Source organism: Mobiluncus mulieris (genome assembly GCF_014204735.1).
In the GTDB taxonomy this organism is placed as follows: Bacteria; Actinomycetota; Actinomycetes; order Actinomycetales; family Actinomycetaceae; genus Mobiluncus; species Mobiluncus mulieris.
On sequence record NZ_JACHMA010000001.1, the window covers coordinates 2,075,109 to 2,099,067 of the forward strand.

The window sequence follows — 23,959 nt, forward strand, 5'->3', positions numbered from 1 at the left end:
AAGTGACCAAAGGAAACGGAACTTGAAGGAAACGCTATGCAAGACCAGATAAGCCAGGCAGTCTCTATGATTGCCACCGAGCTGTTTTACGCTCTGATTGACAAGATGCCCGACACCGTCTTCGAGTGGGAAGGGGATATTGAAGAATTCAAGCACCCGATTTATTCCTGGGTCGATTCGAACGGCAACCAAAGGATTCGCGCCTTGATATCAATGGAAAAGGCCACTTCCGAGGAACTGACCCGCGCGATGTACACCATTGGATCCGAAGATCCGGTGACTCAAGATGACATCCACGACGCATTCGGAGAAATAGCCAATGTGATTGGTGGTAACCTAAAATCCGTTATAGAAGACACCGGCAATTTGACGATACCGCAGGTCTCGTTGGACAAACCGTGGGTATCGGAATCTCCGTTAGCGTCGCTGACTCTTAACTGGAGAGGAAAATTCCTGGTAGTCTCGATAAGTGACCTTGCTTTGGAACCGCAGGATTAACGGGAGGGGAATATGCGTATTGTAGTAGCAGATGATTCGCGTGTTATGCGCCAGATTGTGGTGCGTACGCTGCGTCAAGCCGGTTTCGACTGGGAAGTGATGGAGGCCGAAGACGGCGCCCAGGCCTTGCAGCTGGCGCTGAACGAAGCCCCCGACCTGGTGCTTTCCGACTGGAACATGCCGAATATGCTCGGCATCGAGATGCTTCAACAGCTGCGAGCCTCTGGATCCAAAATCCCGGTAGGCTTCGTGACTTCCGAAGGATCACCGCAAATGCGGGAAATCGCGCAACAGGCGGGCGCGAACTTCCTGATTCAAAAACCCTTCGATGCCGCCACCTTCAAACAAATATTAGGAGCGTTTAACCGATGAGTGCCACCCCACTACCCACCGCGAAAGAAGTCCGCGACTTGTACGAAATGCTGTTGGGACGAACCGTAGAGGTCTCGCCCGACTACGAGATTCTGAAACCCGACGAAGAATTCGGATGCTGCGTAGCCTTCTTCAACGACGCCATGGGGGCGATTTGTGCGGCCTGCATTATGGACTTGGATTTGTGCGCCTACGCCGGGGCGGCACTGCAGCTGATTCCCGCCGCCGGAGCCCAGGATTGTATTAACAATGGGTGCTTGGACGACAACTACATCGAAAACGTGTATGAAGTATTGAACGTGTTCTCTTCCCTGTTCAACAAGGAGGGTGCCCCGCATGTGTCCATCGGTCTGATGTACACCCCCGGCGAAGAGCTGCCCGCCAATGAATACAAGATGGTGACATCCTATGTGGAACGCCGCGATTCGATTCTGGACATCGAGGGCTACGGCAAGGGACGCTTCGGGGTAATGTGCTTTAACTAATTCCACCGGGTTGTTTTAGGCGCAATTCCCCACAATAACATGTAGCGAGGGTATAGATTAATAGCATGGCTCATGATGCGAAAATCTATGTTTTAGATACCTCTGTCCTGCTGTCCGACCCTCGCGCGATGACGCGCTTCGACGAACACCAAGTCGTGCTGCCCGTCGTGGTTATCACCGAGCTGGAAGGCAAACGCCACCACCCTGAACTGGGATATTTTGCGCGCAAAGCCCTGCACGTATTAGACGAGCTGCGCGTGACCTCGGGGCGGCTCGACCAAAGCATCCCCGTGGGCTCACGCGGCGGCACCCTGCGTGTCGAACTGGGGATGACTGAAGACACCGTCTTGCCCAGTGGGATGCGGCTGGGGGACAATGACACCAAAATCCTGGCTGTCGCGGCGCATCTGGCCGCCAACCACGTACAGGTAACCCTGGTGACCAAAGACCTGCCGATGCGCATCAAGGCCTCTTCCATTGGCTTAAACACCGAGGATTATCGCGGCAGGCCACACACCGCCCCCGACGTATACCAGGGCGTGGTTTACGGGGAAATGAGCGAAACAGACATGGCCAAGCTCTATCGGGACGGCACGGCCAGCCCCGAATCCGTCGTGCTGATTCACCCCCCGGTCGAAGGTGCTGGCGACGACAGCGCCCCCGTCGAATCCCTCGACCAAGACGCATACTCGGGGGAAGCCGCCCCCCAACTGGGCGAACAGCCCGTTCACACCGGGGTGATATTGACATCCCAACGCGGATCCGCCCTGGCCACGCTGGGCTCGGATGGGCTGCTGCATGTGGTGCGCACCGACCGGGAATTGTTCGGAGTCAAAGGGCGATCCGCCGAACAGCGCATCGCCATAGACCACCTGATTAACCCGGAAATCGGCATCGTGTCGCTGGGGGGTCGCGCCGGCACCGGCAAGTCAGCCTTGGCGCTGGCCGCCGGACTGGATGCGGTGGTGGAACGGCGCGAACACCGCAAAGTACTGGTGTTTCGCCCAATTTACGCCGTGGGCGGGCAAACCCTGGGGTACCTGCCGGGTTCCGGCGAAGACAAGATGGATCCGTGGAGCCAAGCCGTTTTTGACACGCTATCCTCGATAGTGTCCCCCGAAGTTATGGAGGAAGTGATCACGAGGGGCTTGCTGGAGGTTTTGCCCTTGACGCACATCCGCGGCCGGTCGCTGCATGATGCCTTTGTGATAGTCGACGAAGCGCAATCCTTGGAGCGCAACGTATTGCTGACGGTGCTGTCCCGCATGGGGCAAAACGCTAAAATCGTGTTGACCCACGACGTGTCCCAGCGGGACAACCTGCGGGTAGGACGCTTTGATGGAATCGCGGCGGTGATAGAGGATTTAAAGGGCTCCGCCCTGTTTTCGCATACCACTTTGGTGCGGTCGGAGCGATCCGCGATTGCGGATTTGGTCACGAGTTTGCTGGACTATTAGGTCGTATTTCAAATGGCACCTCATGAAAACGCAACCAACTAGCGGGCAGACTCGAGTTCAGCCCATTCAGAAGGTGTTAGGTGAAATACGCCGCGTTCGTCGGACAGGCGCTTCGCGGCGGCACCGGCAGCGATTGCCGCACGCATTAACAGGGACTGTGCCTCGGGAGAAAAAGGCATGTTTTGGGGGTATTCAAAGTCTCGCACGGATTTTAAGTTAACATCTATGCCAAGAAAACCTGGTTGCAACACTCGAAATTCCTAAAAATTCCCTATAAGTAAAAAACTATTAACAATATCTTTGTGATTAAAATCCACAGACTCGGCGACTCGATCTAAATACGCAGTTCAACTTTGCTAGACTTGGGGGGTAAACCGTTAAGTTTAAAGCAAGGAAAGTCATGCCCGCGGTAGTAGTTTTAGGCGCCCAATGGGGCGACGAAGGAAAAGGTAAAGCCACTGATCAACTGTCCCAACACGTCGATTTCTCGGTGAAATACAACGGTGGAAATAATGCGGGACACACTGTGGTGGTCAACGGGGAAAAATTCGCACTGCATTTGATTCCCACCGGAATATTATCCCCGCGCGTCAACCCGGTTATCGGAAACGGCACGGTTATAGACCTGAAAGTCCTGTTCAGTGAGATTGAAGAACTCGAGATGCGCGGGGTATCCTGCCACCGACTGTTGGTGTCGTCGCGGGCACATCTGGTGACCCCGTATTCGCTGTGTGTCGACGAAGGCAGCGAGATTCTGCGTGGCGACAAGGCGATTGGCACCACCAAGCGCGGGATTGGCCCTACCTATGCCGAGAAAATGTATCGCACCGGGCTCCAGGTGCAAGACCTGTTCGACCCCGAGGCACTGGGCGAGAAAGTCACCGAAATCGCCAGACTGAAGAACCCGATTATCAAGGATGTCTATCGGCTCGATCCCCCCGACCCGGTTCAGGTCACCGAGGAATTGCTCCAGTTCAGTGAACGCCTGCGTCCCCACGTGGTCAATACCTCGCTGATATTGAATAATGCCTTGGATGAAGGGCGCGTGGTGTTGTTTGAAGGCGGGCAGGCCACCATGCTGGATATCGACCACGGGACGTATCCGTATGTGACTTCTTCGAACTGCACCGCCGGCGGGGCATGTACCGGAAGTGGAGTTGGACCGACCCGCATCGACCGGGTGGTGGGCGTGATGAAGGCCTATACCACGCGCGTCGGCGAAGGTCCCTTTCCTACCGAGTTGACCGGGGAAGTCGGCGAGAAACTGCGCCAGCTCGGCGGGGAATTCGGGGCGACCACCGGACGGGCGCGCCGCACCGGCTGGTTCGACACCGTCGTGGGGCGCTATGCAGTGCGGGTCAACGGTTTGACCGATTTGGTGATGACGAAACTGGATATTTTAAGCTACTTTGACCGGATTCCCGTGTGTGTCGGGTATGAAACTCCCAGCGGCCGAACCGACCAGATGCCCGATTACTCGCAAGATTTCGCGGCCGCCCGCCCGATATACGAGGAAATCGAAGGTTGGAAAGGCGCCAATATCGAAGGCGTACGCGACTGGCATAAACTCCCGGCCGCCGCCCAGCGCTACGTGGAATACCTAGAGGAACAGGTTGGTTGCCGGATTTCCGTAATCGGCACTGGGGCTTCGCGTGAAAACGCGATTGTGCGCCACAAGTTGGTTTAATCTGTGCCGGTTCGCGCCTCGGGTTTCCACGGGCGGATTCACGAGGTGCCATTTGAGCTCTCGGCGAATGTCTGTAGGATTCGGGTATCTCGACATCAAGATAACGCCCTGAACTGGGGTTGAACTGGGATTATGAACCTGGAAAGGGGTGGATACCTGAAAGTGTGTTCGCCGCCCGAGCTGGCACCTCATGAACCTGGGGGAAAACCCCACCGAAAAACGGAAGAAAACCCGAAAGACCGTCATGAGAATTATACCCCACGCGACCTGCAATTTTAGGGACCAAGGCCCCCAAAAATTCCCGTGATATCAGGGGATAATTCAGCGTGTAAAACCATACTCAATAAGGAGGATTTCATGGCTGTAACCGAAACCGATGTGCGCAATGCCGCCCCGGCCAACGCACCTGAGGAAGTAATCAAGTGGGTCACCAAAGTAGCTGAAATGACAAAGCCGGAAAAGGTTGAATTTTCCGACGGATCGCAGGCCGAGTGGGATCGCCTGACCAGCATGATGGTGGAAACCGGGATGCTAACCCGGTTGAACCCCGAAAAGCGGCCAAACTGTTTCCTGGCGCGCTCGCTGCCGTCCGACGTGGCGCGCGTCGAATCCCGCACCTTTATCTGCTGCGAAAAGGAAGAAGATGCCGGTCCGACCAACCACTGGGTGGCACCGGCCGAAATGAAGGAAACCCTGACTGGCCCCAAAGGCGTATTCCAGGGTGCAATGAAGGGTCGCACCATGTACGTGGTGCCCTTCTCGATGGGACCGCTGGGCGGCCCGATTTCCCAGCTGGGTATCGAGCTGACTGACTCCCCCTACGTGGTGTGCAATATGCGCATCATGACCCGCATGGGCGCGGGCGCGCTCGACTTGATTAAAGAAGGCAAGCCGTGGGTACCGGCCGTTCACTCCGTGGGCGCTCCGCTGGAGCCCGGCCAGAAAGACGTGGCGTGGCCTTGCAATGACGAAAAGTACATCACTCACTTCCCCGAGACCAACGAGATTTGGTCCTACGGTTCCGGTTACGGCGGGAACGCCCTGCTGGGCAAGAAGTGCTACGCGCTGCGTATCGCTTCGACCATGGGTCGGCGCGACGGCTGGATGGCCGAGCACATGCTGATTCTGCGCCTGACCGACGAAAAAACCGGCAAGCAGTACCACGTGACCGCTGCTTTCCCCAGCGCCTGCGGCAAGACCAACCTGGCAATGTTGCAGCCCACCATCAAGGGTTACAAGGTAGAGACCGTGGGCGACGATATCGCCTGGATGCGTCCCGGCCCGGATGGTCGCCTCTATGCCATCAACCCCGAAGCCGGCTTCTTTGGCGTGGCTCCCGGAACCTCCCACAAGACCAACCCGATGGCTATGGAAGCCATGAAGGAAAACACCATCTTTACCAACGTGGCTTTGACCGATGACGGTGACGTGTGGTGGGAAGGTTGCGACACCGAGGCTCCGGAACACCTGATTGACTGGAAGGGTCAGGATTGGACTCCGGCCTCCGGTGAAAAGGCCGCTCACCCGAACAGCCGTTTCACCGCCCCGGCCAAGCAGTGCCCGATTATCTGCCCCGACTGGGAAGCCCCGCAAGGCGTGCCGATTGACGCGGTACTCTTTGGCGGCCGCCGCGCCACCAACATCCCGCTGGTTGCGGAACAGTACACCCCGGCTCACGGCGTGTTCATCGGTTCCAATGTGTCCTCTGAGGTCACCGCCGCCGCCACCGACGTCAAGGCTGGTTCCTTGCGTCACGACCCCTTCGCGATGCTACCGTTCTGCGGTTACAACATGGCCGACTACTGGGGTCACTGGCTGGAGATGCAACAGAAGTTGGGCGACAAGTTCCCGCGCGTCTACCAGGTCAACTGGTTCCGCAAGGACGAGGACGGCAACTTCCTGTGGCCCGGTTACGGCGAGAACTCCCGCGTCCTGGACTGGATTGTAAAGCGTGTTTCCGGCCAGGTCGACGCGATTGAAGGACCAACCGGACTGTACCCGAAGTTCGAGGACTTCAACACCGAGGGGATTGATTTGGATCGCGCTACTTGGGACAAGTTGTTCGCGATTGACCCCAAGGCTCTGTTGGAGGAAACCAAGGATACCGAGGCTTACTTCGCGAAGTTCGGCGACAAGTTGCCCCAGGCCTTGAAGGACGAACTGCAGGCCTTGCGTGACCGGCTTAACGCCGCGCTGTGAGGGTTTCCCCGCATAGGTCACCTTATTAGTTGAATCGGCGTGGGGTTCATGAGGCGATAGCCCGGGTTTCCGGCAAGCACCTCGTGAACCCCGCCCCTTTTTTTACGGTCATGGACGCATAAGCCACTTATTGAGAATGCTCGACATCAAGATAAGCCTGTGACCTGGGGATTTACCAAGAGTGTTATCATAGCAAAGCACTTATGGGTTCATAATCATAACTGCGGACATATAGGCCATTACAGACCTTCGCTGTGGGGATAACCCCAGGTCAGGGGCTCACGAGGGGACGGCTTGTCAAGGATTGTTGACAATATATGTCCATAGTCGGGCTACGCCAGCGTCGCAATCACGGTATAGACCGCAATCGCCACCAGCAGCCCCACGAAGGCGAAAGTCAGGGTCGAGGCACGCGCCCGGTTCGACAGCGGCGACCCAATTGACGCGCCAATCCCCGAACACAGCGCGAACGCCAGCGCCACCAGCCAGTCCACGCGCAACGGCTCGGTGGGCACGATTCCACCCGCCATCCCCGCCAGGGCGGCCATAACCACCGGTTCCAACACTCGGGTCAAAATCGAGGCCACCGACACCACCGACATCACGATAAACGACGTGCCTTGCGCCACCCGAATTGGATAGCGCATCACCAACACCAGCAGCGGCACCACCGCGAACCCGCCGCCAATCCCAAAGAAACTGACCAGAATCCCGGTCAGCGTCCCCAGCACCAAAAACATCGGCAGCCGCCGCCACGTAAACCTGTATTCTTCGCTCGCCGAGTTAGCCGAGTCGGCCAGGTTAGCCTTACCACCGCTTTCACGAGGCGCCACCCCCGATACCGGCACACCGTCCAAAACCGGACTGCCCGAATTTTCGGTGAAACCCCGCGATTCAAAACCGGCCGCATCAGTGGAATCCACTCGACTCGCCCCTGTGGGAGCATCCACCGTCGAAATGGCACCTCGTGAAGCCGAAGCCCCCGCAACCGACGCATCCTCTTTGCGCCGCTCTTGCACCCCGGCGCGCCCCATCAGCGCCGACACCACCGCCAGCAACGCCGCAAACGCCAACATCACCACCTCGCCACTGATGGCGCGGTTCAACCAGGTACCAATCCCTGCGCCCACCAGCGAACACATCCCGAAAATAAGACCCGTCCCCAGCCGAACCTGACCGCGACGAAACCGCGAAGGCAACGCCGCCGCCGAGGACGCCAACACCACCACCAGGGACTCGGCCACGGCCGCATGCGGGTCTTGCCCCAACAGGTACACCAGCACCGGCACCGCCAGCATCCCCCCGCCAATCCCCAACGAGCCGGCTACCATCCCCACGCCAACGCCTATTAAGGCCGCGAAAATCAATGTCATCTTTCCCCTTTCGGTTGCCGGCTTTCGGTTGCGCGAATCGCGCTGCCAGGTGCCGTCAGGAACCCTATTTTAAGTATAAATGCGGGACACCCGTGACAAAACCAGGAAAATTCGGGGCACCATGGTCGATTTTCCCCTCGTGAAGCCCATTTTTTACTGAAATCGTCACGCGCATTCCCACTATCCCTATCCGGCGAATCCGCCTGGTTCACCCCGCAAAGCGGTTTAATGTCTGAATTGGGGCGGTTGCATGAATCCGATTTCTCGAAATTACCAACCGGAAGCTCTCAACATAGAAACATATTTAACCAGGTCAGAGCCTTTTAACTTGGGCCAGGTTCACCCTCAAAACTTCGAAAAGCGCCAAAGCGGGCACTCACGCAACAGTCTCGAATTATGTGTTTTATCGGGCGTGCCGCTGATGGATTTCAGCACGGGTTGGGGCGTACGGCCCGGCATGTGCTACGGTGATTGCGGCGGTGTCCGCCGCGAAATCGAGGCAAGCCTGCAGGTCACTGGCATTCAACGCCGCCAGCCCCGCCCGCCCCGCGCCCAACGCACGTCGTTCGGCCAAAGCGGCCAGCAGCCCGGCCATAAACGAATCCCCCGCTCCAATCGTATCCACCACGGTGACTGGCGGGGGCGTGACGGTTAGCGCCGGCACCGCGTTTTGGCTCACGCCGGGATTAGTTGACACGACTGAACCGGATTTACCCGCATCCCCCAGCGACTCGGGTGCGGCGCCCGAATCCGTGCCGGGATTCACACCGGACTCGGGTGACGTCCCCGCCCCAAAGTACAATTGCGCACCGGCACCGCCCCGGGTCACAATCAGCAGCTGCGGTCCGACCGCCAGCCACTGGGCGGCAATCTGGCCAGCCGCCACCCCGGGATAGAGAAACTCGAGGTCTTCATCCGAGACTTTCACCACATCCGTGCGCGCCACGATGGCTTCCACGGTCGCGCGCGCCGCCGCCAAATCGTCGACCAGGGCGGGACGCATATTCGGGTCATAACTGACAGTCAACCCCGGAGTCGCGGCCTTAGCGTCCAACAGCGCCGCGAGTTTCCCCGCCCCGGGGGGAATTAGCGCGGAATACGACCCAAGGTGCAGATGCCGGAACCCTTGGGTCGCGCCGGTTACCTCGGCCGCACCGCTGGCCATATCGCTCGCGCCAGCCACGCCGGTCACACTGGCCGCACCGCTGGCCATATCGCTCCCGCCAGCCACGCCGGTCACACTGGCCGCACCGCTGGCCATATCGCTCCCGCCAGCCACGCCGGTCACACTGGCCGCACCGGCACCGGTCACGCCGGTGATTCCAGTCGCGTTGGTGACGATTACATCGGTCACGTCGGCCATCCCGCCTGTCTCGGTCACGCCGGTGGTTCCGGTTTCATGAGGCGCCATTCCGGGTTGCGCCGCATCCCCACTGGCGAACACTGTGGGTTCAAAACCAGCGGGCAAATCCCATTCCAGGTCAAACTCGTAGGTAGCCGCACCGCTGGCATCCAGGAAAGCAGTCGCCGTGGTGGTGTGCCCCGCCCCGTTAGAACCAGGGAAGATCCGCAACCCGGCGCGAGCAGCCGTGGATTCCAAAATGGCACCTCGTGAATCCGAACCCCACCACGAGGCCAACGTCACCGGCGCCCCCAACCGAGCCAGGCCACAAGCCACGTTAAACACCGAACCACCAGCATGTTCGCCCTGCAGCACACCATCCGAGCCGACCACCACGTCAACCAGCGCTTCGCCGGCGCACAGAATCCTTACCATGCCCCAATCCTATCGAAAAACCGCTATAACCCGGGTTGTACTGACAGGCTTTATCGTAACCGGTGCGATTTCGGCTACATCGTCTTATATTGCGCCGATGTGACTAAAATCGCACCATTTACGTTATGGCGCCGGGGTTTTCCCAGCCTCTGCGACCTGGGGCTTCACGATTACGTAGCATATGGCGTGTTTTGGTGTTTATGCTGGTAGACGAGTTTTTGTTAATGCTTTTGACACCCTGATATCCAGGATTTAGAGGATTTTAGGTTGCTGTGACGACACCGCGATTTCAAATTGTCAAGATATAGCGGCGATTTCTGAGCCTGGCGGCAATATTCGTACCCGGGCGTGACAAATTCAGGAAAAATCGCCCCGACCATGAAATAAATCGGCCACCCTGTGTTGAATTTTCCTGATTTTGCTACAAACCCTTTCGTGCCACCCCCAAAATTTCCTGATTTTGCTACAAACCCTTTCGTGCCACCCCCAAAATTTCCTGATTCTGTCACAACCCAGACGCACTAAAGCTGTGGAACTCAGGTGGCGAAAATCGCACCAATTACGTTATGGCGCCGGGGCTTTCCCAACCTCTGCGACCCGCCTTCCGGCTCCCTGGCCTCGTTCTTGAGAGCCTCCCGGCGGGAGCGATGCGTCGACCCCGGGGGCGCGGGGCATCCGGTCGACCGCTATCTAGTTTTCGGGTTCATGAGGCGCTTGCCCGCAATCCCCGTTAGCTCAGACATCCACTGTATTCAAAATGAAAGTGCGATGCCCTTTAGGACTGCAGCAATGTTAGAATCACGTTAAAGTAATACAGTGTGACGGTCGTGACTGTTACTTTGGGGTTGATTGTGGGGGTTGCTCTACTGCGGATTGAAGGTGAGATGAGGTGATGGAAGATTCTGCGTGGATGGACTGGTATCGGGCGTAACATGACGCGCGTTGCCGCTATTCTGGAGAGGCCTTCGAGGCTTATGTAGAGTCAGTTTTGAAGCGTTTCCACACGGATTATTTGAACCCCGACCCGATGGGGAGTAGAGGTGACGGTGGTTGTGATGGTATCGCGGATAACGGGTCGGTGTTGTATGCGTGCTATGGGCAGCGTGCGGCTAGCGAAATTGACCGCAAGACTAAGGACAAGTTGGAATCAGATTTCATTAAAGCGCTTGAGAATTGGGATGAGTTTACCACATGGCGTTTTGTGACTAATGCAGGATTTGGTAAGGATTCCACAAAAACGTTGATTGATTTGCGAAATCTGCATGCGCCGGGTACGGCTCGCCCGGTTACGCTTGAAGTGTGGAACCCAGATGATTTGTGGTTCAAGGCTGTTAAGGAACTCTCAAAGGAACAGTTGGATGAGATTATGCCTGGCGTACCTCACTCTCAGAATGTGGAGCTGGCTGATTTGGTGGATTTGATTGAGTCTTTGGAGCAGGTTCCGGACGATGGCGAACAGTTGGAACATATTAATCCAGTCCCGGCTACGAAGATGGAGTTTAATAAGCTTTCCGAATTGACCAGAATAGAGTTTAACGCAGGTAGGGTTTTGTCTCCTCGGATTGACCGATGGTTCGCTGCCCAGGCCGACCCGGGATTGCGTGATGAGAAAGCAGCTTCTTTCCGGAAAATTTACCGGAATACCAAACAAGCAACTCATGAACCCAGCGAAATAGTCGAGCGTGTCTACACGGCTCTTGGGGGACAGGATGTCAGAATGTCTACTAAACGGGCTAATGCGGTGTACGCAGTAACCGTGTATTTTTTCGATACCTGCGATATTTTCGAAGAACCACCGGCTGGCTATATGGAAGGGGGCGAGAATAATGCTATTGCCGACTAAGGGGATTTCACCGCAACGCGCGTTGTTAACGGTGGGTGGCAGCTTGCTGTCTTTGTTGGACTCCCCAGCTACGGTATCGGGTTTGTGGGAACGATTCTCTAACTCCTATAGAGGAGACGAGAACGCCGATAAAGTTACTTTTGACTGGTTTGCCTTAGCCTTGTCAATGTTGTTCGCGATTCGTGTAGTCTCGTGGAATGAATCGGGTCAGTTAGTGAGGAATTATGTTTCTGCATGAACTTGGTTCGTCTGACGGGCGTTTTAAGCAGCTGCGGTTTCATGAGGGGATGAATATTCTCTTGGCTGATAAGACGATGGAGTCTTCCTTGAAGGATAGCCGTAATGGTGCTGGGAAAACAAGCTTTATTCGGATTCTGCGCTACATTCTTGGTGGGAGTGCTAGCGATGCTTTGAAGTTGGAAGCGTTGAAAGGACATTCTTTTTGGGCTGATTTGGATTTGACGGGCGCGGTCACCAGGGTAGAACGTCCAGTATCACCTCAAACTAGGGTAAAGGTCGCGGGGATTAGCGAGGATATCAGGGAATGGCGTTTGAAACTCTCGAGACTTTTCGGGATGCCCTTGGATTGCGCTAAGCCTACGGTAGGACAACTTTTCGCTCAGTTGGCGCGTGATTCTTTTATTCCCCTCAAGACATATGCTGCGGAGCCAGCGTGGGAATCTGGTTTGCGTATCGGGTATTTTCTGGGGTTTTCCCCCGAGATTTTGTCTAAGGCTGGAGAAATATCGGCTTTAGAGAAAAACCAGAAGTCATTGAAGAAAGCGATAGCGGCGGGTGCTTTGGGGATGACAACTAATGAAGCCGAGCTGCGCGCACGTTTGGCTCAAATCCGTCAACAGCGAGACCAGTTGCAGGCCAGTATTTCCGAGTTCCGGGTCGACGCGCAATACGAAATGCACCAAAACGAGGCAGATCGTTTAAGCCACAAGATTAGGGATTTAAACGATGACGGTGTCGCGCTGGAACGGCGCAAACACGACCTGGAAGACGCGATTAGACTAGAAAAACCGTCAACTACCACAACGCAGACAGTCAAGCAGCTGAGCGACTTATACCAAGAAATCGGTGTGGTGCTGCCCGATGTGGTGACGCGTCGTTTCGATGAGGTTAGGGAGTTTTACGCCTCGGTGGTGAACAATCGTAGCTTGTTCCTGGAAGGGGAACTCAAGTCTGTTGCCCAACGTCTGGCACGTATTAAGGAAGAACGCGCTAGTCTCGACCAGCAGCGCAGCGAAGTAATGCGAATCCTGGAGGCCTCTATGGCTTTGGAAACCTTCCGTGAGGCCGAACGTAAGCTCGCAGAATTGGATTCCCAAGTCGCTGCCACGGAACAAAAACTGGAGTTAGTACAGTCCTTACACGATGAAGGCCTACATATAAACAACCGGAAATCCGAGGCCGAAGCCGCCCTGCGTGCTGAAATCGGTGAGCGAGAGAAACCTTTAGAAGAATCTATCGGCTTATTCCACCAGTTAGGCGAGGAAATATACCAAGACAGGAACGCGTCACTACTGGTAGAAGCCACCAACAAAGGCGTGTTGAAAGTTGAGCCTAAAATCGATGGTGACGCATCTGCCGGGATTCAAGGAGTGAAAACTTTCCTGTTGGACATGATTTGCGTCACCTCTGCTATCTACCTCGGGCGTGCCCCACGTATCTTGGTACATGACAGTCAACTATTTGACTCTATGGACGACCGTCAGGTCGCCTCATGCCTGAATATTGGTGCACGCCTGGCTAATCAGACTGGCTTCCAATACATAGTCACCATGAACTCCGACCGACTCGCCGCTGCAGAAAGGGAAGGTTTCAAACGTCGAGGTTATCCCATCAAACCCACCCTGACCGATGTAGGCGAGCATGGCGGTCTTTTCGGCTTCCGCTTCGAATAACCACAAAATACCCACGAACCACACCACCTTGCGATGCAAGTACCCCAACCTCCGCCTAAAACTTAGGTTAAGCTCAAAGGTAAATTCAGGTTCCCAGCAAAACGCGCCAAAACCGAAAGGCACCTCATGAAGCCGCCGAAACCGCTAAGAGCAGCCATCATCACCGTCGTGGCCGTGGTCGTGGTTGTGTTCCTTCTACCCGCCGCGTTTTGGTTCTATAATTGGCAAAACGACCGCGTCGGTATCGGTGGGAAAACCCGCACCGTTATGCAAATGGAACAAAGCCCCCTGGTTGCCCCCGAAGTCGCCGGACTCAAACGCCTCAAAATCGAACACTCTGAACCTGCCGGATTGGGAATGTATAACGGCAACGAAGTCACCGCCTGGTATCGGCCACCACAGGGGCAAACCCCGACGTACCTGCGCAAATTCATTAAACTGGCCGAAGCCCAAGGATTCATCCACGCGAATCCGCCCGACGAAAACTCGGCAGTTATGGAACATCCCGGTACCCGCCAGAAACTTTACCTTGACATAGTTAGTACCGAGAACCAATCGTGGCAAGACCCCTCGGATTACGGCACGATTTGCGTCTTAATCGAAGGACGTTAACGCAGACCCCGGAGCAACACTCCGGGGTCTGACGCTATGGGCAAATCTTAGGACTATATGTCCTACTTCGTGAAGACCGGCAGGTTCTCCGGCAGAGCCGCGCGACCCCCGAACAGGTGCGCCGCGCGCGTCCCGGTCGGCACATTGACCCGGCGCGAGTCACTCAACACCAGCGAGGCATTCAGCGACGGCGCCAAAGCCCCCGCGACCAGCGAATCCGCATAGGATTTCCCGTTGGCAACCATGACAGTGCCAGTGTTCGGCATAATCTCGGCCAGGCGATACGCGGTTTCGTACCGGTCGGAACCAACCACCTGGTTCACACCCGTCCCCGCCCCGACACAGGCGGCTCCACCAGCACAAATCGTGGTTTTAGCCGCATTGTCGCTGGCGACTCGTGAACCCGGACGAACCAAGTCAACCATCCCCCCCATCCGGGCGGCGGCGGCCGCACAGGCCAGCGCGTCGGGGAAGTCCCCGCCGGTAGCATTACACGTGATAGCGGATTTACCACCCAAAGCCTTGAGGGTCGCAGCCTTCACCGAAGCAGCAGTGGCATACCGGTCAACCCCAGCATGGCGGATTACCTCCAAACCAGCGTTCTTTAGCTGGGCTTCCTTCGCAGCCGACACCGCCTGGTATCCACCAACAATATGAACCGTCTTAGTCTTATACGCCTTCAAAGAATCCAAAATAGACTGCTCCAACACGCTACCGGTACTCAACACGACCCCACCCTTATACGCACCCGCCAAGGCACCACCAACCAGGGCATCCGGGAAACTAGACCCGGTAGCCAACACGACTACTTCATGGTTCTTCGCCAGCCCCAACGCCGCCACCGAGGTAGCCACCCGGTCAGCCCCAGCCGCACGCTTCACCACACTCTTCGACAAATCCAGCTTCTTGGTGAACTGCTTATCAAACTTGTTTCCCACCGACGACTTAACACCGGGCTTCTTGTCGCCGGGCTTCTTGTCGCCGAGCTTCTCCTTCCCGTCCCCAGCCTTCTTGACCGGGGTGGACGGGCTAAAAGACCCACCAAACGAGCCACCATACCAGCTGGAACCAAAATTCCCTGGCACAGCAGGGGTATCGGGAATAATCGGGGCGAATCCGGGGATTAGCTTGTTGACGGCAACCGCCAGGACATGCGCGGAATGCGCGTAGCCTTCCGCGCCGGTGGCGGCCTCATCTATAACCCCGTCACCACCTATAGCCAAAGTAGGCTGTCCCAGGTAGTTACCAATAAACGCCACCGAGCGACCGAAGCGGGCGTGTTCCCCGGTGGTATTCAACACGATGACTTTATCCCCCAGCGCTGTCACCGGGGTAATTCCGGCGGGAATATCCGTCAAGCGCAGCACATAAGCCGCGCCGTTTTCCCCTTGTCCGCTCGCGCCAACAGCCAGCAGCCCCGAAGAGTTTTTACCAGAAACCGGCAAAACATCGAGCGCCCATCCGAAACCGCTTTCTTGACTGGCACCGGTAATTAGTCGAATATTTGAGTCTGTCTTTCCCGCATCGGCGGGGTCAATCATCCGTTTACTCACGGACTCGGTGGTTCCCAAAACCAGTGCCACCCCACCTTCAGTTTGGTTCATTACCGCGCCACCATCAAAGCCAATCACAAAGTCCCCAATGCCGTCCCCGTTCACGTCCCCAGAGGGAGCGATAGAGTTACCCGCCCCCAGTCGATAGGACAGCGCGTCTGACATGACCAGTTCATAGCCGGAACCCGGCATATCATCCTGCAAGTTCACCGGTCGGTGTTCCCGGTTGCCGTAAACCACCCACGCGGTGCCCGGCACGGTGAACTTTTCAGTGAAACTGTTGAAATCAGCTAAAACATAGTCACCCACGCTATCTGCGTTCACATCGCCGACCGGCGTGAAAGCACTGAGCGTGTGGTCCTTGGGGGTGTTGACACGCCAAATCACATCCGGGTTAGGGGCATTCAGATTCTGTAAGTTGATGGTTCTGCCTGTCGCGTTGCCTTTGACAATAAACGCCGAGCCATAGGTTTGGGTATTGTCCCCCATCGCCAGAGGCGCATTCGACACTACGAACCCCAGGTCGGCCAAACCGTCGCCATCCACGTCGCCCACCCGGGTAACCTGGAAACCGGCCGCCCCGTTTTCGTGGGGCATATCCACTATGTAGCCGCGCGTCGAATCGAGTTTGTTCAAATCTGTTTGCGCCAGGGCTGTCCCGCCATAGATTACCCACACGCGTCCCATAGATACTGATGAGGCCGCAACATCGTCCACTCCGTCACCGTTCACATCACCCAGACAGTCGACACTAAATCCAAAGGCAGCGTCAACCCCCGGGTCGGAGGTTTTTTTCGGCCCCAGAATGCTGATAACCCCGCTGTTGCCTTCGACGCTGCCCCCAGCGGTGCCGCCGGGGACTATCTGTACCTGCCCGGTTACGTTGAAAACCCAGCCGTGCGTGTCAGTGGAATCCTCGTAGAACGAATCGAATTTGTATTCCGAGCGCACCGCCGATCCGGCAACCAAATCTGGTTTGCCGTCTCCCGTCACGTCACAGCTACCTTTAGCTAAGACTGCCCCAAAACCGGAGGTGAATTCGCCCAACCAGGATTTTTGGTCAGCCTCGTCTACCGGCTGATAAGCCGGGGCGGCACTGGGTGCGGGCGGTTGGGGGGACGTTGGCTGTGCCGGGGGTGTGGTCTGGTTTTGCCGACGCATATCCACGGTCCACACATCAACTTTGCCTTTGGTGTCAACGGTATAAATTCCAACCAGGTCGGTATCTGAATTGTCAGCCGGGACGGTGCCGACATAATACCCGCCATCGCCAGAGCCGCCTTCTTCACTGGCCAAAATCGCCGCCTGGCTGCCAGGAATGGAGTCCAACCCGCGACCGGTGTTCCAGTTTTGTCCCAAGGCTTTTTCGCTGACAATCACCGCGCCGGGGTGTTCTTCGTCCCCGGGTCGCGAAATCACCAGGGCACCACGGTTGTCCACGTCATATTGCGGCACATATGCCAGGCTGGTGCCGATATGTCCCCGGTTGGCCTGTCGAATCAAAGTTCCCGCCGGATGGCCATTGCGAACCACCGGGATTTGCGATGCCGAACAAACGTCAACGCTCACCGTCCCGGTTGTCTGTTTGCTGCCAAAAATAATCGCGACTGCGCCGGTGCTGCCATTGGCTTCCGGCGCGCCGACAGCAAAGTCGTCTAAATCATCGCCGTTAACATCCCCTATTGCCACCAAAGACGTACCGAAGGCACCTTCGCTAGCCTGGATGGTGGTTCCAACCTCGGCGGCGTTTCCAGGTTCCGCCTCGGCGGGAATCGCATACACCAAGTTTTGCGATGGTTTCCCCACCCCGATGGTGGTATCCCCGTTCAGGGCATCACCCAGCGGCACAATCTGCGCCGCCCCCTGGCCAATGTCCCAAGATTTCGCGGCTTTGTCAACACCATTGTCACCGGCCGGTAAACTGTCGAAAAGATACGCCTTGCCCCCGGCGGCGACCAGCATCCCCGGGGTGTCAAGCCCTGGGGTCAAGGGACTCAATGACGAAACCGACCCGCCGAAAGTATAGGTGGTCGCCGTTGGAAACGCCTTGCCATCAGCGAGTTTACCCGCTTCGCTGACATAAATCTTGTTTCCGTTGGCCACCGCCAGTACCGGGTTTTCGCCCCGGTTGCGTTTCACGCAGCTAAGCTGCCAATCCCCGTCGCCCTCGGGAAGACCCACGTGTATCGCGCCGGGTTGTTCCGTAATCGAACGCTCCACGTCGTCTTTATCGGAGCCATAAGGGATATAGTCCAGGATGTGAATCTGGTGGTTTTTCTGGTCAAGGAACACCATGTCGGTGTGTATATCCCCCACCACATTACAGGAAACTTGCGGAACCCGCCCCGCATCCGGGTACGTAATACGTGATGTTTTCCGGATGGCATCTCCGTAGCGGCTCAGGTCGATTCCTGACCATTTACGAGCGTCGGAGTCTGCCACGCTGGCTTTCTTTTCCGGTGCTGTCTCAAGGGGGGCGGCGGCGGCTGTGATACCGGCCGATATTGCCAGCCCGCCAGCCAGGAGTGTCGATATCAGAATGCGACTGAATCTGTTGCAACTAAAAAATGGGGAATTCCCCATACTTCACCTCACTGTCAGTAAATATTTAGGTTCACCTAAATATATCTTGACCTGCGCTTAAATGCATATTTGGGAATCATTCCCGGTTTGATTGGTGGTGGTCGTCGTCGACCCGGTTGCGTTTGTCCTCCGCTTCACGAGGTGCCATTTGGGGTTTCGGCGTATACCTACGTGTCGGATGATGCTTATCACGGGTTTGCCGCTTCTACTGCTTCGCGCGGCGGCGCGCGGGCGAAGCCCGCATAACGCCGCCGTAACTGGCGAAGGCGGTCAGCGACAGCAACGATTTGCTGTCGCCGCCGAAGCACCCCAAGCGGCAAAGCCGCAAGCGCGCGGCGTATTTCATGAGGTGTTTTCTTCCTGTCAACCTAGAGCAAAGAAAGAATCTCGAAGAATCTAGGCATTGCCGAAGCCAAACTCGATTTCGGGATTTGGTTTTCTTGTAAACCCCCTGCTCGCAACGCGTTAGACACGGCGAGTCGGCAGGTCTCTGCGTTCACATCGAATCCAGGATTCAAATCCTTACCCGAAAGTACATTATTCATCTGACATTGTTTATCCAGATTCTTAGAGCCCTGAGCCGGGGTAATCCCTTGAAGATGCCACAAAAGCCAGACTTCAAATTTTAGGCGGGTGACTACCAGATTCACGGCTTCGGACTTGGCGTACTTTACAGCCTTTTGCAAATCCGAGCTGCCGTCCTTACCCGTTTCATTCCATCGGTCATAGTCAACAACCGCAAAACAGTGTGAGAACGGCTTTAAATCCTTTGCCCTTTTCCCACCATATTTCGCCTTGTCCACATTTCGATACTTGACACATTCTTTGATTACATCCAGCGGATTCGAATGGTGAAATTTCAAGTTCTCACTCGGACGTATGGTGAAGCTAATGTGCTTTTCCCGAGCCAAAGTCACCAGTCTCCTGAAATATGCTGGCTCTGTCACACTGCCTTCACAAACAACCAAGACTCTGGTGTCGATATCGTGACGGCGGGGACGTTTTTGCCTACTCAGCGGGTTTCGCGGGGGCTTTTTAGCCATGGACGACTCCCCCGAGCGGAGGGCGCTGTCCTTCTTGCACCAGATTCACCAGGGCTTCTTCGGAAATATTGGGAATAGCGCCATAGCGTTCTCCGCGGTAGCGTGTCTCATAGTTGGCGTTTTTGTGTGTCTCGAAACTATCTAGAGGATATAGCTGCGAGGCTCCCTCCGGGCTTTTTTCCACAAACCAGAAAGACTCCGGTTCTAATCCTAATTCCTCCATATACTCCAAGAAATTGGTGTTGTGACTGCTGAAAACCAGCTGAGCTTGATGCACATTGACCTGTGGGTTGGTGAACGCACGTACAATGACTTCCACCAGTCTCTGGTGCAGACTCGCATCGAGTTCGTCTGCTACCAGCACCCCACCAGTACGCAGCACTCGCAGAATGCTTGGTGCATACGCTAGCCAAGACAGTGTTCCGTCGGATTCTTCCGCTGCGGTGAAATGCGATTTTTCGCGTCCTTGATGCGTAAACACCAGGTTGTATGCAATACTCTCGGCATCTTCCTCGGTAATTGAGGTTGTTGATTCTTGCCCCGACTCACCGCTACTTTCCTTCGCGTCTCCTTCCAGTACCCCACGGATAGCTCGAAATTTTGCTAGCACCTCAGCGGGAATTTTCTTCTCGTCCAGAGCCACCGAGGTAATCCCCGTATCCGCCAAATTCAACAGTCTCGAAGCGTCCTCTAGACGGAATTCCTTATCTTTGATCATTCGCATCAAGGCTCTCCGGCGACTGTCCTGGTGCACCTCTCCCGTAGGAATAAAATCCACAAAATCGGAGGCAACAGCTGCGGACAGGCTCGCGAGCTGTGTTTCCGGAAGACGCGAGGAAAACGGGAATACCAGTTCTTTACTGGTGGCACTTTGCAACACGCGTTTGTCTGCGGCGTTGAGAATGCCTTGCCTCCAGGTTATATTTGAGCGACCATCTTCAACCTCACGTTCAAATATTTTGTTCCAATGCCCGGTTCTATTGTTTACCTCGTACAATGATTCCGCCTCGACCCCTTGCGCGCCGTAAGCAAAATAGTACCGATAGCGCACACCTTCGTGCAGGAAATCGAATTCGAATTCGCTGGGCTCTTGCCTCCGAGCCTCCACCAGCATAAAAGGCATATAAGGCAGCGGCGCTATGAAGCCATGAACCTGCATCGCCATCGCAGCCGCAACATACCCCATGGCATCGATTACGTTACTCTTGCCCGCCGCATTGGGTCCCATCAGGATTGTCACCGGCCTGACGTGAGGTTCCCACCCCCCTTTAACCAGGGGGGAGCCGCCTACTCTCCCCTTCACAAAGTCGATGGTTTGCGTTTCATCGACACTGCGAAAGTTCTTGACACTAAAAAACAGGATTCGCACCCCTAAATTCTACCAAATAGACTGATTTCTGTAAATATTACGCAGATTCCATTACTTTCAACCATTTTGACTCTTTTTCTTACGTTTCTTTCGAAGGGTCTTTCCGTACGGTTTCACGAGGTGCCATCCGGGATTTCCGGCGCTCTCCCGGAAATGCGCCGACCCCGGGTTTCCCCGGGGTCATCGCCATAGAGTTGTCCCTGAACGGCCTAGGCGCTGATTAAATCGCGGGTATCGCGCGGCGCAATCAAAATCGCATCAGTGCCGACCGAATAGTGTGCCAAGTATTGGTTCAGGGTGGGTTGCAGTTTTGCAAGTTCTTCGGCCACTTCGGAATGTACGTGGTGCTTCTGTAACAGGTCGGTGGGAACTTTTTCGTCAAAGTCCAGCAATTCCAACCCCACAGCGACACCCATCGCGTCCATATCCAGCATCATAGTGTCCGACAGCTCAATGGTGCGAGCCACCGGCTGGGAAGACAAGCGCATATAAGCAACGCCTTGGGTCATATCAATCTCGAGCCTCACTCTATTCACAAGTCACTCCTCTCCCTTGAAATACGCCGTGATAACAGTATACGGTCCCGTCTCATCGAGCGGTGGCTGAATGACCACGCTCAGGGTCTCCCCGCTTGATAAATTTCCAGTGTAGCGCATTCTACCGGGTTTATTACCGGGGGCAGACAACGAGTATCTACGCAGCAGCTCTCTAATCTGCAGTTCGGTGACACCCCGCATTTCCATGCGTTCACGCGAGTGCGGAATAAAAACAAGCTCCACATCCATGCTGTCAGGCCTCCCAAATCAAATCAAATTTGAGTTCGCGAGGTGTTCCACCATCAACAGAAACGCGAATAACGTGAAGTCCCAGGTTGACAGCGGGAAGGTTGAAACGAAATGAAAATATGACGCCAGCCTTGCCGTCATAACGAACCGCGTTGCTGGTGGGCAGGGCAACATCCACAGCCGCCACCGCGTAATCGCCTGGTAAAACCACTTCAATACGCAGGGGCACGGCCTGAGCTTGCGCGTCTGCACGAATGCGACCCGCCAGAGAAAATTCAATTTTTTGCTGGGTTTGTGGAACCCTCATTTCAGTAAAGCTGGCATCTAAAGCTGTAAGTGAACCATTACGGATTGCTGCGTAACCTGCAAGAAAAGCGTAGTCAAGTTCAGGCTTTCTCATGAATTGATTATCTCACAACAGGATAAAGCGAGGGCAGGCTCTGTGTTCAAAACAGGTGTAAGGTATGGAGTTCCGTTCGCTTCTTCCGTCCGCTCTGTCACTTGCGTTTGTCCTCCGCTTCACGAGGTGCCATCCGGGATTTCCGGCGCTCTCCCGGAAATGCGCCGACCCCGGGTTTCCCCGGGGTCGACTCCATTCAATTATGGAGGACAGACGTCTTACGTGCAGCGCCGCGCGGGCGAAGCGGGCGGGTGAAGGCTAGAAGACGGATAACTTAGCCAAGCCATCGCTCCACGAGACCACCACGTCGTAGCCTGAAAGCTTGAAAATCTTGGATCGCACCACCAGGCGGAACTGCAAACCGTTGTCAGCGGGAGTAACCCGGTTAATCACCAGACGATTCGTAGTGGTGCCCTCGAAATGACCATCGTCATAAATCGGATCCCACCGGCCGGAACGCATCACCTGCCACTCGAAGGTCGTGTCAAACAGCGACCCGTCGGGGTCAAGAATCGGGGCGGCCTCGAAAACGGCACGCGACCCAATCGTGGTGCGAGCCGAGGCCGGCATATTCTTCAGACCCTGCACCGCGACCCGAATCGGGTCAGAGATAGCCTCGCCTTCGGTAGAGGTCGCTATCAGGCGGTATTCGGTGGTTTTCGAACGTTTCCACGTCCAAATCCCGTCGGGAATAAAGGTCTCGGAGGTGGCGCCGGGGATGTTGGTCCATTCGCCGCCGTCGATACGTTGCTGCCACTGGTATTTGGCCATGGGCCAGGCTTCGATTTGCATGCGAATCGGGTTAATCATCTTGTAGCCAACCCCGGTCAAAGGCTGTTCGAGGATGTGGATTTTCGGGGCGGTTTTCTCGAGGGGAGTCAGCGGGTCGAACAGGGCGACTTGATAGTCGTAGGTGGATTTGGCGGTGCCTTTCACGCCTTCGACGTGGACGTTGTACACGCGGTTTTCTTGACCCATCGGGAGACGCTCAATGGTGGGGAATTTCATGAGGAGCGTGGAATAATCCGCAATAGCCCGGGGGGTGAAGGCTACGCCGGGTTGGCCGGGGCTCACAACGGTGAGGGGAACTTCGCGACCGTCAGGGTCGATGATTTTCGCGGTGGCTTCAGAGAGGTCGCCGTTTAGAACCGAAAAGCTCCAGCGTTCCATGTCGGGGCCGTCTTTGGTTAGGCCGACCGAGGTTAGTAACTGTTTGGGGAAGAACCCGGCGGAGGGCCAGCTTATCCAGGCGGGAGTGGGGGCTTCCGTGTTGCGCATTTTATCGGCGGAAAGAGCCGGGTAGGGTTCGCCGGTGCGAACCGAGATGGCGGTGTAGCCCTCTGCCGCCCCGATAGAGGTGACGGCCAGTTGCGGATCTTGCATGAACAGACGGTGACCGAGCTGGTCATTGACAGGGTTTTTCGGCGAGGAATAATCCATATAGTACCACAGGGCGGTTTCCGCCGAGGTTTGAGACACGGATTGGGCAAGGTTGGAATGGCGGGCACCACGCACCGCGTTTTCGGTGGCACAAGCGAAGCCCTGAGCGGCCGGGTAGTGGGAAAGTTCCCCGTTGCGGGCGCTGACCATCGCCGCAGCCTGGGTGTAGGGGTTGATGGCTTGGGTGTCGTCAAGGGTCACAGCGTTAAGTCCATTGAGGCCGCGCAGGAAGTTCCAGGATTCGACGATGGGAGCAACCCCATCACGTACAGCCTGCCCGGCTTCACAGTCATTGAGTTTGACCCCAACCGAGGTGACGGGGCGAATCATGTTTTTTTCGTAGCGCTTAAGAAATTCGCGTTGGACTTCAGATTTGATGGTGGTATCGATGGCGTTGTTGCCCGGCGCGGCGGGCTCCAAGAGTTCCCCGGAATATCCGGGGTTTGACCCGGCGGCTCGCAAGGTTTTCATGTCGCTGGAGTGCTGGGAGGCGGCAAAGGTGGAAGATAAAATGGTCAGCACAGCGAAACCAGCTATGATACTGGTTGCTACGGTTGCTGATGCACGCAT

Annotated in this window: 21 protein-coding genes; 11 read left to right on the plus strand and 10 right to left on the minus strand. The window is 56.0% G+C overall.

What is annotated here, in order from left to right:
• Window positions 1–36: 36 nt before the first annotated feature.
• From F4555_RS09205 to F4555_RS09220, 4 genes are all read left to right on the plus strand, one after another.
• Window positions 37–498, plus strand: coding sequence for a chemotaxis protein CheX (locus tag F4555_RS09205; protein WP_004013693.1), 462 nt, complete (start codon window positions 37–39; stop codon window positions 496–498).
• A gap of 12 nt (window positions 499–510) precedes the next feature.
• Window positions 511–870, plus strand: coding sequence for a response regulator (locus F4555_RS09210; protein WP_004013692.1), 360 nt, complete (start codon window positions 511–513; stop codon window positions 868–870).
• The gene (locus F4555_RS09215) at window positions 867–1,355 is read left to right on the plus strand and encodes a hypothetical protein (protein WP_004013691.1); all 489 of its coding nucleotides are present in this window, start codon (window positions 867–869) and stop codon (window positions 1,353–1,355) included. The genes F4555_RS09210 and F4555_RS09215 overlap by 4 nt, the downstream gene beginning before the upstream one ends.
• Before the next feature lie 65 nt (window positions 1,356–1,420).
• Window positions 1,421–2,812 carry a PhoH family protein gene (locus F4555_RS09220; RefSeq protein WP_115325730.1) on the plus strand — a complete coding sequence of 464 codons (1,392 nt, stop codon included), beginning with the start codon at window positions 1,421–1,423 and terminating at the stop codon, window positions 2,810–2,812.
• Between the two features lie 38 nt (window positions 2,813–2,850).
• Here F4555_RS09220 and F4555_RS09225 read toward each other — a convergent pair whose 3' ends face one another.
• A complete protein-coding gene (locus tag F4555_RS09225; RefSeq protein WP_244854218.1) occupies window positions 2,851–2,991 on the minus strand; it encodes a cutinase in 141 nt (46 codons plus the stop codon).
• A 221-nt stretch (window positions 2,992–3,212) separates the two neighbouring features.
• Here F4555_RS09225 and F4555_RS09230 point away from each other — a divergent pair, with 221 nt between their 5' ends.
• The 3 genes from F4555_RS09230 to F4555_RS09240 all read left to right on the plus strand — a co-directional run bounded on the left by F4555_RS09230 (window position 3,213) and on the right by F4555_RS09240 (window position 6,698).
• On the plus strand, window positions 3,213–4,499 hold the full coding sequence (locus tag F4555_RS09230; RefSeq protein WP_004013688.1) for an adenylosuccinate synthase: 1,287 nt from the start codon (window positions 3,213–3,215) through the stop codon (window positions 4,497–4,499).
• 132 nt (window positions 4,500–4,631) lie between these two features.
• Window positions 4,632–4,778, plus strand: a complete 147-nt coding sequence (locus F4555_RS09235; protein ID WP_160151200.1) for a hypothetical protein — start codon at window positions 4,632–4,634, stop codon at window positions 4,776–4,778.
• A gap of 78 nt (window positions 4,779–4,856) precedes the next feature.
• Complete coding sequence (locus tag F4555_RS09240) at window positions 4,857–6,698, plus strand: phosphoenolpyruvate carboxykinase (GTP) (RefSeq protein WP_115325729.1); 1,842 nt, start codon at window positions 4,857–4,859, stop codon at window positions 6,696–6,698.
• Window positions 6,699–7,030: 332 nt separating this feature from the next.
• Here the strand turns inward: F4555_RS09240 and F4555_RS09245 are convergent, their stop codons facing one another.
• Together F4555_RS09245 and F4555_RS09250 are read right to left on the minus strand one after the other, a co-directional pair.
• Window positions 7,031–8,071, minus strand: coding sequence for a sulfite exporter TauE/SafE family protein (locus F4555_RS09245; RefSeq protein WP_115325728.1), 1,041 nt, complete (start codon window positions 8,069–8,071; stop codon window positions 7,031–7,033).
• A 403-nt stretch (window positions 8,072–8,474) separates the two neighbouring features.
• Window positions 8,475–9,848, minus strand: coding sequence for a PfkB family carbohydrate kinase (locus F4555_RS09250; RefSeq protein WP_115325727.1), 1,374 nt, complete (start codon window positions 9,846–9,848; stop codon window positions 8,475–8,477).
• A gap of 988 nt (window positions 9,849–10,836) precedes the next feature.
• Here F4555_RS09250 and F4555_RS09255 point away from each other — a divergent pair.
• The 4 genes from F4555_RS09255 to F4555_RS09270 all read left to right on the plus strand — a co-directional run bounded on the left by F4555_RS09255 (window position 10,837) and on the right by F4555_RS09270 (window position 14,216).
• Window positions 10,837–11,691: an ABC-three component system protein gene (locus F4555_RS09255; protein WP_248613783.1), complete on the plus strand. Its 855-nt coding sequence runs from the start codon at window positions 10,837–10,839 to the stop codon at window positions 11,689–11,691.
• Window positions 11,675–11,929, plus strand: coding sequence for an ABC-three component system middle component 6 (locus F4555_RS09260; RefSeq protein WP_170315179.1), 255 nt, complete (start codon window positions 11,675–11,677; stop codon window positions 11,927–11,929). The genes F4555_RS09255 and F4555_RS09260 overlap by 17 nt, the downstream gene beginning before the upstream one ends.
• Window positions 11,916–13,604, plus strand: a complete 1,689-nt coding sequence (locus tag F4555_RS09265) for an ABC-three component system protein (RefSeq protein WP_115325725.1) — start codon at window positions 11,916–11,918, stop codon at window positions 13,602–13,604. Before F4555_RS09260 ends, F4555_RS09265 begins: the two co-directional genes overlap by 14 nt.
• Window positions 13,605–13,730: 126 nt before the next feature.
• The gene (locus tag F4555_RS09270) at window positions 13,731–14,216 is read left to right on the plus strand and encodes a hypothetical protein (protein ID WP_115325724.1); all 486 of its coding nucleotides are present in this window, start codon (window positions 13,731–13,733) and stop codon (window positions 14,214–14,216) included.
• A gap of 62 nt (window positions 14,217–14,278) precedes the next feature.
• On the opposite strand, the gene F4555_RS09275 is transcribed toward F4555_RS09270, so the two are convergent.
• The 7 genes from F4555_RS09275 to F4555_RS09305 form a co-directional block, all read right to left on the minus strand.
• Window positions 14,279–18,352, minus strand: a complete 4,074-nt coding sequence (locus F4555_RS09275) for a cell wall-binding repeat-containing protein (protein ID WP_115325723.1) — start codon at window positions 18,350–18,352, stop codon at window positions 14,279–14,281.
• A 205-nt stretch (window positions 18,353–18,557) separates the two neighbouring features.
• Window positions 18,558–18,698 carry a hypothetical protein gene (locus F4555_RS09280; protein ID WP_169762337.1) on the minus strand — a complete coding sequence of 47 codons (141 nt, stop codon included), beginning with the start codon at window positions 18,696–18,698 and terminating at the stop codon, window positions 18,558–18,560.
• 22 nt (window positions 18,699–18,720) lie between these two features.
• Entirely contained in the window at window positions 18,721–19,395 is a 675-nt protein-coding gene (locus tag F4555_RS09285) for an RloB family protein (RefSeq protein ID WP_115325722.1), read from the minus strand.
• Complete coding sequence (locus tag F4555_RS09290; protein ID WP_115325721.1) at window positions 19,388–20,764, minus strand: AAA family ATPase; 1,377 nt, start codon at window positions 20,762–20,764, stop codon at window positions 19,388–19,390. Before F4555_RS09290 ends, F4555_RS09285 begins: the two co-directional genes overlap by 8 nt.
• A gap of 209 nt (window positions 20,765–20,973) precedes the next feature.
• Complete coding sequence (locus tag F4555_RS09295) at window positions 20,974–21,300, minus strand: DUF2283 domain-containing protein (RefSeq protein WP_244854213.1); 327 nt, start codon at window positions 21,298–21,300, stop codon at window positions 20,974–20,976.
• Between the two features lie 253 nt (window positions 21,301–21,553).
• On the minus strand, window positions 21,554–21,949 hold the full coding sequence (locus tag F4555_RS09300) for a hypothetical protein (protein ID WP_004014095.1): 396 nt from the start codon (window positions 21,947–21,949) through the stop codon (window positions 21,554–21,556).
• A 258-nt stretch (window positions 21,950–22,207) separates the two neighbouring features.
• Complete coding sequence (locus F4555_RS09305; protein WP_050773750.1) at window positions 22,208–23,959, minus strand: DUF8696 domain-containing protein; 1,752 nt, start codon at window positions 23,957–23,959, stop codon at window positions 22,208–22,210.